Source organism: Streptomyces sp. NPDC058880 (assembly GCF_042742535.1).
GTDB lineage: Bacteria > Actinomycetota > Actinomycetes > Streptomycetales > Streptomycetaceae > Streptomyces.
This window is the reverse complement of sequence record NZ_JBHYMC010000043.1, coordinates 1-15,397: the sequence shown is the minus strand read 5'-3', so window position 1 is coordinate 15,397 and position 15,397 is coordinate 1. Positions and strand designations below refer to the sequence as shown.

The window sequence follows — 15,397 nt, the reverse complement described above, 5'->3', positions numbered from 1 at the left end:
TGATAGGGGTCGGGGATGTGGCTGGTGGTGCCTATCCGGACGGTCACCGGCGACGGACGCGGCCAGCCAGCCGGGGAGCTGGCAGGATGTATCCGACAGGACAGTGGATCGTGGACGTCGACGACGTACGGAGGAGAGGTCGCCGCTGTGTCTCCGACTGGCGGAGCCGAGACGGGGACGTCCTCGCTGGACCGTGCCGCACTCGTCTCAGACGTGCGGAAACAGGTTCTGGCACTGCGGACGGACCTCCGCGAGCGCAGCGACAATGTCGACCGTTACCGCAGCCGCCTGCGGAACGCATACGAGCAGGCGAGGGCGGCTCGGCGCACGGCCGACACGTATGGTGCCTGGCGGGACGAGCACATCACGCAGGCGGCGGTGGCGTGGGTGCTCGGCACAGTGTTCGTGCGCTTCTGCGAGGACAACGGACTCATCGGCTGGCCGTTCATCGCGGGGCCGGGACGGAGGCTGGCACAGGCGGAGGAACTGCAGGACGCCTATCGTGCGGAGCACCCCGGGAACGGCGACCGGGAATGGCTGCTGGAGTCGTTCACACACCTGGCCCGGTCCCACCGAGCGATGGCCCGCGTCTTCGACAGACGGCACAGCCCACTGTGGCAGTTGTCGCCCTCTCCGCAGGCCGCGGCCGAGCTGGTCTCGTTCTGGCGCCGGCGCAACAGGGACGGCTCGATCCGATTCGACTTCACCGACCCGGAACTCGACACCCGGTTCCTCGGAGATCTCTATCAGGACATCAGTGACACGGCGTCCAGGTCCTACGCCCTGGTCCGGACACCTGAATACATCGAGGCTTTCATCCTGGACCTCACCATGGATCCGGCTGTCGCGGAGTTCGGCCCTCGAGGCTTCCGCGGTATCGACCCAGCCTGTGGGTCGGGAACCTTTCTGCTCGGGCTCTTCGAACGCCTTCTCGGTGCCTGGCGCGCGCTAGAGCCTGGAACCGCGGATCGCGAGCTGGTTTGTCGGGCCCTGGAATCAGTCCACGGCTGTGACCTGAATCCGTTCGCCGTGAGCATCACGCGGTTCAGGCTGCTGATGGCCGCCACACGGGCGAGTGGTGAGCGCGTGCTGGGGAAGGTTCCCCAGCACATGATCAATGTGGCTGTCGGCGATGCTCTGTTGGGAGGGCGAGGCGCCCCGGGGCAGCCGCCAGCGAAGCTTCCAGGGGACTGGGAGGACGCGGGCGTTGGGAGTGTTGAGGATGTTGAGGAGTTCTCCGAGCGATGCGACCTCCTGGGGGCCGATTCCTACCACGTCGTGCTGGGTGAGCCCCCCTTCACGGTCGTGCGTGACAAGTTCAAGAGGGCTGCGTACAGGGAGGCGTATGCCACGGCCGTCGGCGCGTTCCCGCTCTCGGTTCCCTTCGTGGAGCGCATGTTCCAGCTTGCGGTGAGGGGAACCGGCGGAGAACGCGGTGGCTACGTCGGGCAATGGATGCCCAGCTCGTTCACGAGTCGTGCTTTCGGCGAGAAGCTGATCGAGGAGTTCCTTCCGCGAGTCGGGTTGACGCACGTGATCGACACGTCTGGAGTCTTCGTACCGAGCCATCGGACCTCGACCCTGATCCTGATCGGGCGGAATGATCCGAGCCGACGTGACGCCCCGGTGAGGTCGGTGCTTGGCGTGCGCGGGGAGCCGGCGATGCCGCAGGATCCGGCCGAGGGAATTGTGTGGCAGGCGATCGTCGACCAGATCGACCGGCCCGGCACCACCTCGGAGTGGGTGAGCGTCCAGGACGAACCGCGGCAGCGTTACTCGCGCTTCCCGTGGACGATGACGGGAGGCGGTGGAGCGGACCTCATGGATGTGCTCTCGGAGGCCCCGCGACGGTTGTCGGACTTCCTCTCTGGTCCGCCCCGAGTCGTCGCCGACCCGGGGCAGCGAGATGTCTTCACCCTCGGGCGGTCGTGGTTCGCCCGGCACCCGGACTCGGCCAGTGCGGGCCGCGACATGGTCACGGGCGAGACAGTGCGGGACTGGCGCGTGAGAGCGTCGACCGAGGTACTTGCTCCCTACGACGAGCACGGCTCTCCGCTCGCGCTGGACCTCGACACCGCATGGGGACGTCATCTTTGGGCGATGCGCCAGGTTCTGCGGACAGCGCCGGGTGCAAGGGATGCATCCCGGTCCCGCCCTTGGTGGACTTGGAGGGTCTGGTCGCTGGGCGACGATCGCGAGCCAGCGATCACGTTCGCGTATGCGGCGACGCACAACCACTTCGCGCTGGAGCCCGGTCGGAAGGCGTTCAACCGGACCGCCCCTGTGCTCCGGCTCCCCTCAGCCACAGACGAGAACGACCTCTTCGCAATTCTGGGGGTTCTCAACTCGTCGGCAATCTGTTTCTGGCTGAAGCAGGCCAACGCCCCCACAGGGGCCAACGGGCTCGATTCCCCCCTGCCTGGTCAGGAATGGGCCCGGCCCTACCTCTTCACGGCGGCTTCCATCTCGCGCCTTCCCTTGCCGGGTGGCACTCCACCGGACCACGCGCGGGAGCTGTATGACCTGGGGCTAGTTCTCGACGCCCACGAGCCGGGCGACGTGTGCGCGGGTGAACACCCGCCCAGCCGAAGCACACTGAACGCGGCGAGAGTTGTCCAGGAGAGGGCACGTCACCGGATGGCCGCGCTTCAGGAGGAACTGGACTGGGACGTCTACGCCGCCTACGGGCTGCTTTCCGCTGATGAGCGGACTCGTCTGGCCACCGTCCCCAGCACCGACTTGCCGCCGCTCCGGCCGGGCGAGCGTGCCTTCGAAATCGTGCTGGCACGCAAGGTCGCCCACGGTACTGCCTCGTCGTCCTGGTTCCAGAGGTTGTCCTGGTTCGAAGAGCAGGGAGTCACGCCGGTCACCGACGTCCCGAACCACTGGCCGGCCGCCTACCGGGACGTTGTGCAGGCCAGGGTCGATGCCATCGAGTCGGGGCATACGATCGCCCTCCTGGAACGTCCGGAGTACAAGCGGCGCTGGCTGTCGGACCCATGGGCGAAGCGTGAGGAACGAGCGCTGCGTTCCTGGTTGCTCGATCGCTGTGAGGACGAACGCCTGTGGTTCGAGCTCCGGGATGGGGCCAAGCACGCTCGCCCCCGGACGATCGATCAGCTCGCACGGGACCTCGGAGACGACGCCGACGTGACTGCCGTGGCCACGCTCTATGCGGCCGACCACCTCGGGAGGCGGCAAGCAACGCTTGGTGAAGTGCTGGCGTCGGTGCTGGCCGAAGAGCATGTGCCGTACGCGTCAGCGAAGCGATACAAAGAGTCGGGTCTGCGTAAGCGTGCCCAGTGGGAGCAGGTCTGGGAGCTTCAGCGTCGAGAGGACGAAACAGGCGAAGCACTGGGGATTCCCGTTCCACCCAAGTTCGTGAGCGCCGATTTCCAGCACGCGTCCTATTGGTCGATCCGAGGCAGCCTCGACATCCCCCGGGAACGCTTCATTTCCTATCCCGACGCTGTTGTCGCTGGCCAGGGCCTGCTGCTTGGCTGGTCCGGCTGGAACGAGGCAGACCGCGTGCGCGTCCTGCTGGAGTTGGCCCGCGCGCACCACCAGCAGCCTCATCCGAGCGCATACCGGATCACCCCCCTTCTGATCGGCATCCAGGAACTGATTTCCTGGATCCACCAGTGGGAGGCTCACCCCGGATCCGGGATGAGGCCCGGCCAAGCAGACGAATTCCAATACGAGTTCGAGCAACTGCGCAGTGCGTACCAGCTCACCACGCACGACTTGACCTCTTGGCGGGCGCGGAACAATGTCCCCTGAGCGGGGTGGACGTCGCTAGAAGGGGGAGAGTCACGCCGCGCTTGCCCTCCGGCAGGCTTGGCCCTGTCGAGGCATGGGGTGCTACCGCTCCGTATGGCGCAGGAACTGCAAGCCCAGTACGGCCAGGGCGAGCGTCTGTCCGAGAGACGCGAGCAGGAACAGGGGCTGAACGACGGGAGAGCACCAGAACGCGGTCGTGCAGACCATGGGAAGGACCAGGTACGTGAACAGGTCCACTGCGCTCTGAAGCCGCTTGCGCACGGTGTGGCCCGCGACGTCGCGGTGGTAGACCTCCCAGCCGAACACCGTGCCGTCGGCGGAGGTGAGCTCCCCCAGGCGGGGTCCCAGCCGGTCGCGGACATAGTCGCCGATCGCCGAGATTTTCTCGTCGTTGGCCAGGTAGGTCCAGCCCAGGATCAGACAGATCGCCGGAACGAAGAGCAGCAGCCGGGGCTGTCCGCTCTGGGCGGTGATCGCCACGACCGCGGTGGCTGCGGCGAGCGTGAAGTAGAGGAGGTTGTCGCGAAACCCTATGCGGGTCTTCTGTTCCTCCTTGAGACGGTCGTACTCGGCAAGCAGGACCTTGCTCTCGGTGACGTCGTCCATGCAGGTCACAGGTGCTCCTCTGCTTGAGTTCAGTCAGCCGGCGATCTAGAAGGGCGCCAGGCTGTCGGGGCCGTGCCGTTCGATCCAGCGCTTCCCGTCCGCCGCTATCCCCTCCAGGAGGCGGAAGGTGTGGGTGGAGCCGGCCGCGCTGAGGCTGATCTCGGAGATTTCCTGGGGATTCTCGGTCGGCGCCAGCTGACGGGCTTCGGCGTCCTTGACGCGGATCTTCCTGGCTGGTCCGTTGGCGAGGAGAAGCTCCAGGTCGTAGCCGACGTCGGCGTTCTCCGTCACCTGCACGGAGGTCAGGGCGTCGAACCCGTAGTTGTTCCGCTGCTCGTTCTTGCGCGTCGCGTCGGAGAAGTCGAACTCGGAGCTGATCTCGCGGATGCCGTCCTGGGTGAACAGGAACAGACGGAAGACGTAGTGCGAGTACCGCCACGGGCCGGCGCGGACCCGGCCCCGCTTGTAGGAGGGAGCCGGGGCCACCAGGATGGTGTGAGTGATCAGGTCGCGCCAGGTGAGCCGGTGGTGTTGGAGCGCCTCATCGACGAACGACGTCTTGTCGCAGGCAAGCCAAGTCTCCATCTCCTGTTCGCTGGGCCGCTTGTCGTCCAGGAAGGACTGCCAGCGCTGGTAGGCGCTCTGCCGTGCGGCCAGTTGTTCCAGGTACTCCTGATTCTCCCGGTCCAGTCGGTGCTCCTCACGTCGGACCTCCAGCCAACGGGAAGCGGCTGCGTGCCCGGACCAGGCCGCACCGAGCACGGCCAGGAACGCCCACAGAACCTGCTGCTGGGTGGCATCGGTGACCGCCGTGGCGAACGCGGCCAGAGCCGCCGTGCCGAGAACGGCGAGGGCTGCCACGGTCAGGGCCTTCGTCCTGCGCGGAGTTCGGTCCTGGTGGTGCTGATCGAACAGGGTGCCGCTGTTGTAGCGATTCCGGGCATCCTCGGCGAGGTACCGGATCAGCCATTCGACCCGCTCCACACCGATCCGGCTCTCGCGGTAGAGATCCGCGATCTCGGCGGCGAGGCCGCTGCGGATCTGATCCGTGTGGGCGAGCCAGGCGTCCGAGGTGAACCCGTGGGGCCTGCGCCTGCTGAAGTAGTGATCGAACGAATGGCGGACGCGCTTGGTGAACCTACCCTCGGCGGAGTCCGGGCCGGAGTCGGACCCGGAGTCCGGGCCGGGTGCGGAGTCGGAGGCAGGATCGCGTGGGTGGGGGACGCGCGCCCCGGCCGCGAGGCCCGGCCCGGGGCACCGGCCCCACCACCGGACGCCGAAGCGGGCCGCGGTCAGGCCCGCGCCGAGTGCCACCGGTAACTCGACGATCGCCTGGGCCGGATCCGTGATCAGCGCCAGGGCCCAGAGGAGCGCACTGCTCACAACGAACAGGATCGCGCGGAGGGGGAGGGCCGCCTTGGCGGCGGCAGCGGTGCTCGGGCGGGGCGGAACGGCCCGTGCCCCGATGGGGGTGGGTGCGAAGTAGGTCCAGACACGCTGGCCCCGGTCGTTGGCGAAGCGTTCTGCCTTGGCCCGTTCAAGGGTTTCCGCCCACAGGTAGTCCTTCAGGCCTCCGGTGAGCATGAGGTCGAGGTGGCGGAGGATCGCGTCGTGCTGGCTGTGCGGCAGGTCCTGCAACTGCTTCAGCACGGGTCCGGTCTCGCTGCCAGCCGTGCTGAGCGCCGCCAACAGGTCGAAGGTCACGCGTAGGGCTTCCGTCCACTCGTCCTCGGCGTAGTCCCGCACGCGCCCGGCGGTGTAGCGCAGCCGCTGAACCTCTTCGTCGCTCAGGTCGTGGTGGGTACGTGCGCTGAGCATGGCCAGCACCCAATGGAAGCGCACCTCCGTGCCGTCGTGGCCGTGGGCGATCGCATCAGTGATCATTTCCCGGGCGCGACTGGGAACGCCGTCCTCCAGGAGTCGCGCGCCGACCCGGTACTTCTCCTGCGGCGAGGCGTCCGGGTGGACGATGTAGACGTGGGAGTCGTGGACGGTCTCGGCCTGAATCCCGACGGTGGAGTATGCGGCCGAGTTGTACGAATCCGGGCTGTACGCGGCACTGTCGTCGCGGCTCATGCCAGGCCACCGGCCGCAGCGACCAGGGGTGCCAACGCGGCTACCAGCGCGGGGCATTCCGCGACCAGTCCACGCAGCCTCTTGAGCGCAAGGACGGTCTGCTTCGACGCCCTAGGGGCACGCTCTCCGGCCGACCGGAGGGAGGATTCCAGATCGGTCAGGGCCGCCTGGTAACTGTCCTCGTCGAGCATGCCCTCGGCGCGGTGCGACCTCAGCTGGTCGCGGAACCCGTTCAGCTCCGTGACCAGGTCCGTCGGACCGGATGCCTTCGGGGCCGTGCCCATGTGGACACTGCTGCCCGTGACCGAGCTGGCCATGATGCCGACGGTGCTGTTGTGAGCGGTGTTGATGACCCCCCGGTCTGATCGCTCGACCGAACAATCCCTGTCGTCCTGGGCCATTGCGGACTGTATGGCGGACTCCCCCTGCTCGTTCACCAGTTCCACTGCCAGGCGGACGGCGAAAGCCGCCGCGTTCGCCGCGGCCCGAGGCTGCCAGTTGCGGTCGTCCGAACTGTTCTTCGTGCCGTCCGCTCGGTCGCTTATTCCCCGGACGATGGCCACGGGAGCTCCGCTGAGATGGCCGGCCTGGGCCACACCGGCGGCCTCCATCTCGATGGCGAGCGCATCGTTGTAGTGCTGCCGGATCCACTTCGCCTCGGCCGAGATCCTCGAGTTATGGACGATCTCGCCGGCGGCGACAGCCCCGAAACGCACCTGCGGTCGGTCCTCGTGACCAGGCGGGGGATCCGCCCACTCGTCCAGACGGGCCAGGTGCGAGGCGAGCTGGCTGATGCCGTGCGGCGCTTCCCACACCCGAGGGCGGGCTTTGAGCCCATCGTCCTCGCTGGTGCCGCCGTGGTAGGCGTACACATGCGACGCCACCACCACGTCACCCAGCCTCGTGGCATCCCACAGGGCGCCGGCGACTCCGACGAACAGCACGGCCACGGGCGAGAACTCCTGGATCGCGCGTTCCGCGATCACCGCGGAGGACTGGTTTCCCTTGCTCGTCAGTCCGAGTGCGACACGGCACGACGTGCCCTTCACGACGCCCACTTCGAACCGGGTACCACTCTTGTGGAGATGTAATCGAAGATCCACCAGCCTCTCGCGCACGGACTGATACTCAAGATTGAGGGCGGTGAGAATCACCACCAGGCCTTTCGACATCTACTCCTCTTCCCCTGGCGTGTGGGGTCGGATCAGCGGTGGGAACAGCACGGTGTTCGGCCCGGCCCGGTACAGCCGCGCGGGCCGCCCCCCTGTGGCCTTGCGGTCCGCGCCGGTGGGAACGATGAATCCCTTCGCGGCCTGGACCTTCCGATAGAAGTTGCGGGTGTCGAGCGGAGTACCCCAGACGGCCTCGTACACCTGCTGGAGCTCCGCGATGGTGAAGCTCTCCCCGCAGAAAGCGGTAGCCAGCGCTGAGAACTCGATCTTGGCGCGCGCGCGTTCGATCCCGTCTTCGGCGATGCGACGGTGGTCGAACGCGAGAGCGGTCTCGCCGGACAGGACGGCGTCCGCGGGAATCCACGCGGCCTCGGTGGCATCCGTCCCCGCGACGGGATCAGGCAGCCCCGGTGCGATCGCCAGGTGAGCTACGGAGACGACTCGTCCCCGCGGGTCGCGGCCCGGACTTCCGTACACGGCCAGTTGCTCAAGGTGCACCCAGCCGGAGGTCAGTGCCGTTTCCTCGCTCAGCTCGCGGTGGGCGGCGTCGAGGATCTCCTCGTCATCGTGGTTCAGAAATCCTCCCGGCAGCGCGAGGGCGCCCTGGAAGGGTTCTTCGCCCCGTTCCACCAAGAGCACGTGCAGACGGCTCTCCCGCAGCGTCAGGATCACGAGATCGACTGTCAGTAGGACGGGAGGTGGTGACCATGCTTCATCTGGCATGTTTTGCAAGGTACTTCAGATACTGTCACTTACACAAGAAGTCGGGCGGCGCGATCGACGCACCACTCGTCCCCAAGAGTCCTGGCGTGACGGAATGGCCCGCGGTCCAGCCGGCGGTTCCGGGGCAGTGGGACCCCGACCCGGCCGAGCGTGGCGGGCTCGGGCGGGTTTCGGTGCTCGCGGCATACCCTGTGGGAGGCTGACCCGCATGAACCGGTTGGCTGGTGCGACCTCGCCTTATCTGCTTCAGCACGCTGACAACCCGGTCGACTGGTGGCCGTGGGGACCCAAGGCGTTCGAGGAAGCGAAACGGCACGATGTTCTGGTTCTGCTGCCAGTTGGATACTCTGCGTGTCACTAGCGGCAGGGCGTGTGAGTGGCCAGGCAGTCATGGCCTGGGGTGTGTCAGGGGCGGGAGTCGCGTGGATACGTACGATGAGGACCTGAACGCAAGTATCGACGCCTGGGTGGAGGCCGAACTGGCCGCTTCGCCCGAGTGGGGGCCCGAGAAGATCGCCAGTATCCGCCAGTACTTGGAGGGCAGCGCACCCGCTGTCGCCGCTGAGGAGTAGGGGGCGCGGAGCCGCAGTCTGCGGCCCACGCCACAGTCAGGATTACGTGGCGGAGTGGCAGGGGGTGGGCCGCCACGGGGCTGCGACAGGTCTCCCGATCCGGCAGCAGCCCCGTGGGGTCAGAGTGGCGGTGACGGGAGCGGCCACACCCGCCGCCCGTGGCCGAGTGTGAGGACTACAGGGCGGGTGCGCCGAGGGTGATCAGCTACGGCGCGGCCGGGGTAGACCCAGGCGCCGGAGCGGCCGACCGTATCTGGGGGCACTGCGGCTTCATCGGTACTGGCATGTGCATCCCGCCCAAACTCGGGACCTGGGCCCTCTTGCTGACCAATAAGCTCTACTGCACCCGCGACTGCGAGTCGCTGACCAGCATCCGCAACGGCTTCTGCGCACTCGTCTTCAACTGGGCACGCATGCAGAGGGAATGGGTGCGGACTTGGGCGAGCCACGCGTGTTGATCTGCGGAAGTCACGGCTGGCCGTAGAGGCCGTCCCGACCGCCTGGTGGCCACCGGCGGCGTCTCGGCGGTCTCATCCGGCTGGCCCGCTGCTGGTCCGGTTCACAACGTAGCCCCGACCTCAGCAGCACGAGGCGGGCGTGCCTGGAGTTGCGGCATGCGAGGTCGCGCGAAGTGTCAGACCAGGGGCGTACCGTTCTCTCACGGTGCAGGATTCCCTGCCCCTGCAAGCGACTTGGCGTCCTGCGAGGTTCAGTTGGCGACGAAGAAGAGCGGCTATAAGCGGAAGGCCCTGCCCCAGCCGGTCAGGTTCGAGGTCTGGGTCCGCAGCGGGGGCCGATGCGCGATCTGCAACCGCTACCTTCTGGATGGGGCTCTGGCCAACAAGACCATCCGCCTCGGCGAGCTCGCCCACATCGTCGGCCAGCAGAACACAGCGGGCTCTCCCCGGGGGCAAAATGATCTTGTCGAGCGCGACACCGCGGACAACGTGATGCTGGTCTGCGCCGACGAGCACGACGAGATCGACGCGCCGGAGAACCTCGACGTCTTCACCGTCGGGAAGCTGCTCGCGCTCAAGCACGCCCACGAAGACCGGATCAAGCACGTCACCGGCATCGCACCAGACCGTACGACCACTGTGCTGCGGATGATCGGTCAGGTCTGCGGGCAGCAAGTCGAACTGACCCGACAGACAGCCTCGTCCGCCGTCCTCATCTCGGGCGACCGCGTCCCTCTCTTCCTGGAGTCCTACTCCCGCCATGGAATTGAGATCGAGCTCCGCCATGTACTGGGCGAAGCCACGATCGACCTCCGCGACGTCCCCGGGGAGGACGGGACCAACGGCGAGTACTACAGCCAGGCGAAGGCCGTGATCGACAACGTGGTCGACAACAAGCTCAACGAGGGCATCTCCCGCGACCAGGTGGCCCATCTCAGCGTTTTCGGATTCGCCCGCATCCCGCTCCTCGTCTACCTGGGATCGCGTCTGGATGACACGGTGCCCACCGATATCTACCAGCGCCACCGCCACGATGAGACCTGGACATGGAGCGAGGACGGACCGGTCGTCGCCTTCGCGACACACCTCGACCTGGACGTGCCGCCCGCTGAAGAAGCCGTCCTGGTGCTCAACATCTCCGGCACCATCCAGCCTGGGGAACTGCCCCCTCGGCTGGCAGGGCTGCGGCGCTACCGGATCAGTCCGGCGGACGCGGCGGCTGCCCCGGACATCATGCGCCACCGCGACAGCCTCGCCCGCTTTCAAGAGAACCTTCGTGCCCTGTTCGCCGACATCGAGGCGAACGCGAAGGCCATCCGCCGCCTGCACATCCTGCCCGCTGTGCCGTTGTCCGCCGCAGTGAGTCTGGGCCGTGTCCACGACCGGCAGGTTCACCCCAGCCTGACGATCTACGACCGCACCGACGGCGGCTACCGCCCCGCGCTGGAGATCAAGTGAAACTGAACGGGCACTTCAACACCCTGCTCAAGGGGACGGTCAACCTCAACCAGACCAGGCTGGATCAGCTGGACACCCGGGTGACGGCCATCTTGAACTTCCTGACCAGCGACTCGGTTATCGGCCCGCTGATCCTCGGCACCACCAGACAGGGCTCCTGGGCCCATCGCACCATCATCAAGCCAGTGGCCGGCAAGAACGACGAGTTCGACGCCGACTTCCTGCTCAACCTGACCGTTGTCGAGGCATGGGAAACGACGCCGTCGGAGTACCTGAAGGCCCTGTTCGCCGCGCTCAAGCGCAGCAACACTTACAAGTCGATGGTGGTGAAGAAGAACCGCTGCGTGCGGATCAACTACGCGGGCGACTGCCACGTCGACATCGTCCCCCACCTCGTCCTGCCCGACGGTCGGCAGGTGATCGTCAACTCGGAGGTAGAGGAGTTCGAGGAGACCAACCCCGAGGGCTACACCGCGTGGATGAAGGAGAAGGACTCACTGACCGGCGGTAACCTGCGCAAGGTGATTCGCCTGGTGAAGTACCTGCGGGACTCCAAGGACACCTTCAGCATCCCCTCGGTGATCCTGACCGCCTTGCTCGGCGAACGGGTCCAGGTGTACGACACGAGCAACCGCTACAGCGGGGTGCCCACCACTCTGGTCCACCTCATCGAGGACCTCGCCGCGTGGTTGTCCCTCAACCCGCTAATGCCCGTGATCGCCGACCCGAGCTGCCCGCAGACCAGCTTCAACCACCGCTGGGATCAGGACCGGTACGCCAACTTCGCCAAGCACATTCAGTCGTATGCGACCCGGATGCGTACGGCCCTGGACGAGCAGGACAAGGACAAGAGCGTCAAGCTCTGGCAGGAACTCTTCGGCGACGGGTTCAGGACACCGGCCACGCCGGCAGCGGCCTCCCTTGCCAAGGCCGGGCAGCCGGCCTCGACGGAAGGGGTCACCCGGGCACCGTCGGAGAGGTTCATCGAGGAGATGGGCGTGCAGTGGGCGGGTGGACGCTGGGCCCGGATCGAAGCCCGTGTCGCGAACCCCATCGGCACCGGATCCGTGGACCTGCGCCGTACCGGCTTCGCCCCCGTCGGCCGGGACATCTACTTCACGGTGAGCACCGACGCCTCGCAGCCGTACGACATCTGGTGGAAGGTCCGCAACTACGGACCGGACGCCGAGAATGCCCACGGCCTACGTGGTCAGATCACGCCAGGGCGCGGGCCACGGATTCATGAGCGCACCAGGTATCGGGGTCGGCATTACGTGGAGGTATGGATCGTCAAGGACGGCAGGGTCGTCGCCAGTGATCACCACGACGTAGTGATCCGCTGACGACGCCGCGCCATCAGGGTGACGGGCATGAAGCGGGGGTGGCTCCCCATGCGGCTCGTCCCCGGCGAGAACGCACAGGTCGGCACCTGGTTGAAGCTGTCCAGTTTCCCTCCGGACCGCCTACGACGGGTCCGGGCCGAGCTGGGGGCCGATGCCCAGAGGTCCCCGGTTGCGGACATGTCTCAGCCCACAGTGCGTCGGAGGCGCCGAGGGCGCGGGCGATTCCTCGTTGCTCACGGGGCCCCAAGGTCGACCATGACAGGGAAGGGCGCGGTGGCCTTCACGGTGCCGGTGAACACCTCGCCGTCCCGGTAGGCCCTGTTGGCTGGGTCGAGGACGTAGGTGTAGACGATCGGAACGCCGGTGGCGGCCTGCTCGACCCGCCAGTAGAAGGGGATGCCGGCCTTGGCGTACTGGTCCACCTTCACGATCCGGTCGGTGGTCTCCGAACCGGGCGACACGACCTCGACCACCAGCAGCACGTGCTCGGGCCGGGTGGGCGTGAGGTCGATGGTCTCCGCCCGGTACACGGTGACGTCAGGGCGGCGGTTGGTGAGCGGGACGTCCTGCAGGCGGACGTCGAAGTCCGTGTCGGCGTTCCAGTCCGGGCCTGCGGCGGCGTCCAGGGCATTGGCCAGGAGTCGAGCCAGCCGTTTGTGGCGCTTGGAGGCGCTCGGGCTCACGACGACCATCCCGTCCACGATCTCGATGCCGGCGCACTGCTCCTCGGACCAGGAGTCGTACTGTTCCACGCTGATCTGTGTGTGCATCCACGCGGGCGCCACCATCTCGGCGGTCATGAAGTGCCTCCTTCGAGGATGCGGTGCTGCTCGCCTCAGCGTACTGCCCGCTTCCGGTCGGGCACCGGCTTTGGGTCGGGGCAGAACCTTCAGCGTCCGCAGGGCGACCAAGGTGCAAAAGGGGCGATCCGCATTAACCGTGTGATGGCGCATGAGTGCAAATCGGCCAAGTAGGGCGGGGGCTTGCGGGCCGAACCGGCAGCGCCGTGTCGGCGTGAGACGCTGGGCCGTATGAACCGGTTGGCTGGTATGACCTCGCCTTATCTGCTTCAGCACGCTGACAATCCGGTCGACTGGTGGCCGTGGGGACCCGAGGCGTTCGAGGAAGCGAAACGGCGCGATGTGCCCGTTCTGTTGTCGGTCGGATACTCTGCGTGTCATTGGTGCCATGTCATGGCTCACGAGTCCTTCGAGGACGACGACACCGCCGCGTACATGAACGAGCACTTCGTGTCCGTCAAGGTGGACCGCGAGGAGCGGCCGGACGTGGACGCGGTGTACATGGAGGCCGTGCAAGCCGCCACCGGGCAGGGGGGCTGGCCGATGTCCGTGTTCATGAACCCCGACGGGGAGCCGTTCTACTTCGGGACCTACTTCCCGCCCGAGCCGCGGCACGGGATGCCCTCCTTCCGGCAGGTGCTCGAAGGCGTGCGGGCGGCCTGGGTGGGGCGCCCCGAGGAGGTCGCCGAGGTCGCGCAGAAGATCGTGCGGGATCTGGCCGGGCGGCAGCTGGACTACGGGAAGGCCGGGACCCCGGGGCCCGAGGAGCTGGCGCAGGCGCTGCTCGGGCTGACGCGCGAGTACGACGCCGCGCGCGGCGGGTTCGGCGGGGCGCCGAAGTTCCCGCCGTCCATGGTGCTGGAGTTCCTGCTGCGCCACCATGCGCGCACCGGGTCCGAGGGCGCCCTGCAGATGGCCGCCGACACCTGTGAGGCGATGGCCCGCGGCGGGATCTACGACCAGCTCGGCGGCGGGTTCGCGCGCTACTCGGTGGACCGGGACTGGGTGGTCCCGCACTTCGAGAAGATGCTCTACGACAACGCCCTGCTCTGTCGGGTCTACGCCCACCTGTGGCGGGCCACCGGTTCGGAGCTCGCGCGGCGGATCGCCCTGGAGACCGCCGACTTCATGGTCCGGGAGCTGCGCACCGCCCAGGGCGGTTTCGCCTCCGCCCTCGACGCCGACAGTGAGGACCCGCTGACCGGCGCGCACGGGGAGGGGGCCTACTACGCGTGGACGCCGGCCCAGTTGCGGGAGGTGCTCGGGGAGGACGACGGGGCGCTCGCCGCCGGGTACTTCGGGGTGACCGAGGAGGGGACGTTCGAGCACGGCAGGTCCGTGCTCCGGCTGCCGCAGGACGGCCCTGCGGTGGACGCGGAGCGGATCGACGGGATCCGGGCGCGGCTGCTGGCCGCGCGGGCCGAGCGGCCCGCGCCAGGGCGGGACGACAAGGTCGTGGCCGCGTGGAACGGCCTGGCCATTGCGGCGCTGGCGGAGTGCGGGGCGTACTTCGAGCGGCCCGACCTGGTGGAGCGGGCGACCGAGGCGGCCGATCTGCTGGTGCGCGTCCACTTCGACGCGGCCGTCGGCCGGGCCCCTCGGCTCGCGCGGACCAGCAAGGACGGGCGCGTGGGCGCCAACGCGGGAGTCCTGGAGGACTACGGCGACGTCGCCGAGGGCTTCCTCGCCCTGGCGGCGGTGACCGGCGAAGGGGTCTGGCTGGAGTTCGCCGGGTTCCTGCTGGACCTGGTCCTGGACCGGTTCACCGCCGAGGACGGGTCGCTGTACGACACGGCGCACGACGCGGAGAAGCTGATTCGCCGGCCGCAGGATCCGACGGACACGGCCGCGCCGTCCGGCTGGACGGCCGCCGCGGGCGCGTTGCTCTCGTACGCGGCGCACACCGGTTCGGAGGCGCACCGCACGGCGGCGGAGCGGGCACTCGGTGTGGTGCAGGCCCTGGGCCCGCGCGTGCCGCGTTTCATCGGGCACGGGCTCTCGGTGGCGGAGGCCCTCCTGGACGGGCCGCGCGAGGTGGCCGTCGTCGGGCATCCGGAGGATCCGGCGCGGGCCGCCCTGCACCGGGCGGCGCTGCTGGGGACGGCTCCCGGTGCGGTGGTGGCGGTGGGTCTGCCGCAGTCCGCGGAGGGAGTAGAGGGGGAGTTCCCGCTCTTGGCCGGGCGCGGGCTCGTGGACGACCTTCCGACGGCGTACGTGTGCCGGCACTTCGTCTGTGCGCGGCCTGTGACGGACCCGGCCGAGCTCGCCGCGCAGATGGGCGCCGCCGGCGGCTGAAGTGCCCGGAGCGCCGTCGGATCCGCCGGCGGGTGGGCGGGCGGGCCGGTCGGACGGCGCCGCCGGGCGGTGTCCGGGAGGTGATGGGCGAGGGGCCCGGCCGCGCGTCGCGGC

The 15,397-nt window shown here is 68.0% G+C and carries 11 protein-coding genes and 1 pseudogene; 7 read left to right on the top strand and 5 right to left on the bottom strand.

The features are described from left to right. The first annotated feature begins 15 nt into the window (after nucleotides 1-15). Nucleotides 16-3,780: a BREX-2 system adenine-specific DNA-methyltransferase PglX gene (pglX, locus tag ACFW2G_RS22540; protein WP_384585361.1), complete on the top strand. Its 3,765-nt coding sequence runs from the start codon at nucleotides 16-18 to the stop codon at nucleotides 3,778-3,780. 81 nt (nucleotides 3,781-3,861) lie between these two features. Here the strand turns inward: pglX and ACFW2G_RS22535 are convergent, their stop codons facing one another. From ACFW2G_RS22535 to ACFW2G_RS22520, 4 genes are read right to left on the bottom strand one after another with little or no spacing between them, the layout of a single operon-like run. After that, nucleotides 3,862-4,386, bottom strand: coding sequence for a hypothetical protein (locus tag ACFW2G_RS22535; protein WP_384585370.1), 525 nt, complete (start codon nucleotides 4,384-4,386; stop codon nucleotides 3,862-3,864). Between the two features lie 45 nt (nucleotides 4,387-4,431). After that, nucleotides 4,432-6,462: a hypothetical protein gene (locus ACFW2G_RS22530; RefSeq protein ID WP_384585358.1), complete on the bottom strand. Its 2,031-nt coding sequence runs from the start codon at nucleotides 6,460-6,462 to the stop codon at nucleotides 4,432-4,434. Next, entirely contained in the window at nucleotides 6,459-7,634 is a 1,176-nt protein-coding gene (locus ACFW2G_RS22525) for a purine phosphorylase (RefSeq protein ID WP_384450698.1), read from the bottom strand. The genes ACFW2G_RS22530 and ACFW2G_RS22525 overlap by 4 nt, the downstream gene beginning before the upstream one ends. Then, entirely contained in the window at nucleotides 7,635-8,357 is a 723-nt protein-coding gene (locus ACFW2G_RS22520; protein ID WP_384450701.1) for an NUDIX domain-containing protein, read from the bottom strand. Nucleotides 8,358-8,565: 208 nt separating this feature from the next. Between ACFW2G_RS22520 and ACFW2G_RS22515 the strand changes: the two are divergent. The 5 genes and pseudogenes from ACFW2G_RS22515 to ACFW2G_RS22495 form a co-directional block, all read left to right on the top strand. After that, nucleotides 8,566-8,715 (top strand): annotated as a pseudogene (locus ACFW2G_RS22515) (DUF255 domain-containing protein); the annotation flags it as partial. A 64-nt stretch (nucleotides 8,716-8,779) separates the two neighbouring features. Continuing rightward, entirely contained in the window at nucleotides 8,780-8,929 is a 150-nt protein-coding gene (locus ACFW2G_RS22510) for a hypothetical protein (RefSeq protein ID WP_193554964.1), read from the top strand. Nucleotides 8,930-9,249: 320 nt separating this feature from the next. After that, nucleotides 9,250-9,387 carry a hypothetical protein gene (locus ACFW2G_RS22505; protein WP_384585354.1) on the top strand — a complete coding sequence of 46 codons (138 nt, stop codon included), beginning with the start codon at nucleotides 9,250-9,252 and terminating at the stop codon, nucleotides 9,385-9,387. A gap of 255 nt (nucleotides 9,388-9,642) precedes the next feature. Continuing rightward, complete coding sequence (locus tag ACFW2G_RS22500) at nucleotides 9,643-10,845, top strand: SAVED domain-containing protein (protein ID WP_384585351.1); 1,203 nt, start codon at nucleotides 9,643-9,645, stop codon at nucleotides 10,843-10,845. Next, nucleotides 10,842-12,188: a cyclic GMP-AMP synthase DncV-like nucleotidyltransferase gene (locus ACFW2G_RS22495; RefSeq protein WP_384585348.1), complete on the top strand. Its 1,347-nt coding sequence runs from the start codon at nucleotides 10,842-10,844 to the stop codon at nucleotides 12,186-12,188. Before ACFW2G_RS22500 ends, ACFW2G_RS22495 begins: the two co-directional genes overlap by 4 nt. 233 nt (nucleotides 12,189-12,421) lie before the next feature. Here ACFW2G_RS22495 and ACFW2G_RS22490 read toward each other — a convergent pair whose 3' ends face one another. Next, nucleotides 12,422-12,988 carry a Uma2 family endonuclease gene (locus ACFW2G_RS22490; protein ID WP_384681024.1) on the bottom strand — a complete coding sequence of 189 codons (567 nt, stop codon included), beginning with the start codon at nucleotides 12,986-12,988 and terminating at the stop codon, nucleotides 12,422-12,424. A gap of 231 nt (nucleotides 12,989-13,219) precedes the next feature. Between ACFW2G_RS22490 and ACFW2G_RS22485 the strand changes: the two genes are divergently transcribed. After that, entirely contained in the window at nucleotides 13,220-15,283 is a 2,064-nt protein-coding gene (locus tag ACFW2G_RS22485; protein WP_384583332.1) for a thioredoxin domain-containing protein, read from the top strand. Nucleotides 15,284-15,397 lie beyond the last annotated feature (114 nt).

What these genes read in the sequence shown, in the direction of transcription:
- ACFW2G_RS22535 (WP_384585370.1), bottom strand. Translation starts at nt 4,386, where the DNA reads ATGGACGACGTCACCGAGAGCAAGGTCCTGCTTGCCGAGTACGACCGT.
- ACFW2G_RS22520 (WP_384450701.1), bottom strand. Translation starts at nt 8,357, where the DNA reads ATGCCAGATGAAGCATGGTCACCACCTCCCGTCCTACTGACAGTCGAT.
- ACFW2G_RS22490 (WP_384681024.1), bottom strand. Translation starts at nt 12,988, where the DNA reads ATGACCGCCGAGATGGTGGCGCCCGCGTGGATGCACACACAGATCAGC.
- pglX (WP_384585361.1), top strand. Translation starts at nt 16, where the DNA reads ATGTGGCTGGTGGTGCCTATCCGGACGGTCACCGGCGACGGACGCGGC.
- ACFW2G_RS22525 (WP_384450698.1), bottom strand. Translation starts at nt 7,634, where the DNA reads ATGTCGAAAGGCCTGGTGGTGATTCTCACCGCCCTCAATCTTGAGTAT.
- ACFW2G_RS22530 (WP_384585358.1), bottom strand. Translation starts at nt 6,462, where the DNA reads ATGAGCCGCGACGACAGTGCCGCGTACAGCCCGGATTCGTACAACTCG.
- ACFW2G_RS22485 (WP_384583332.1), top strand. Translation starts at nt 13,220, where the DNA reads ATGAACCGGTTGGCTGGTATGACCTCGCCTTATCTGCTTCAGCACGCT.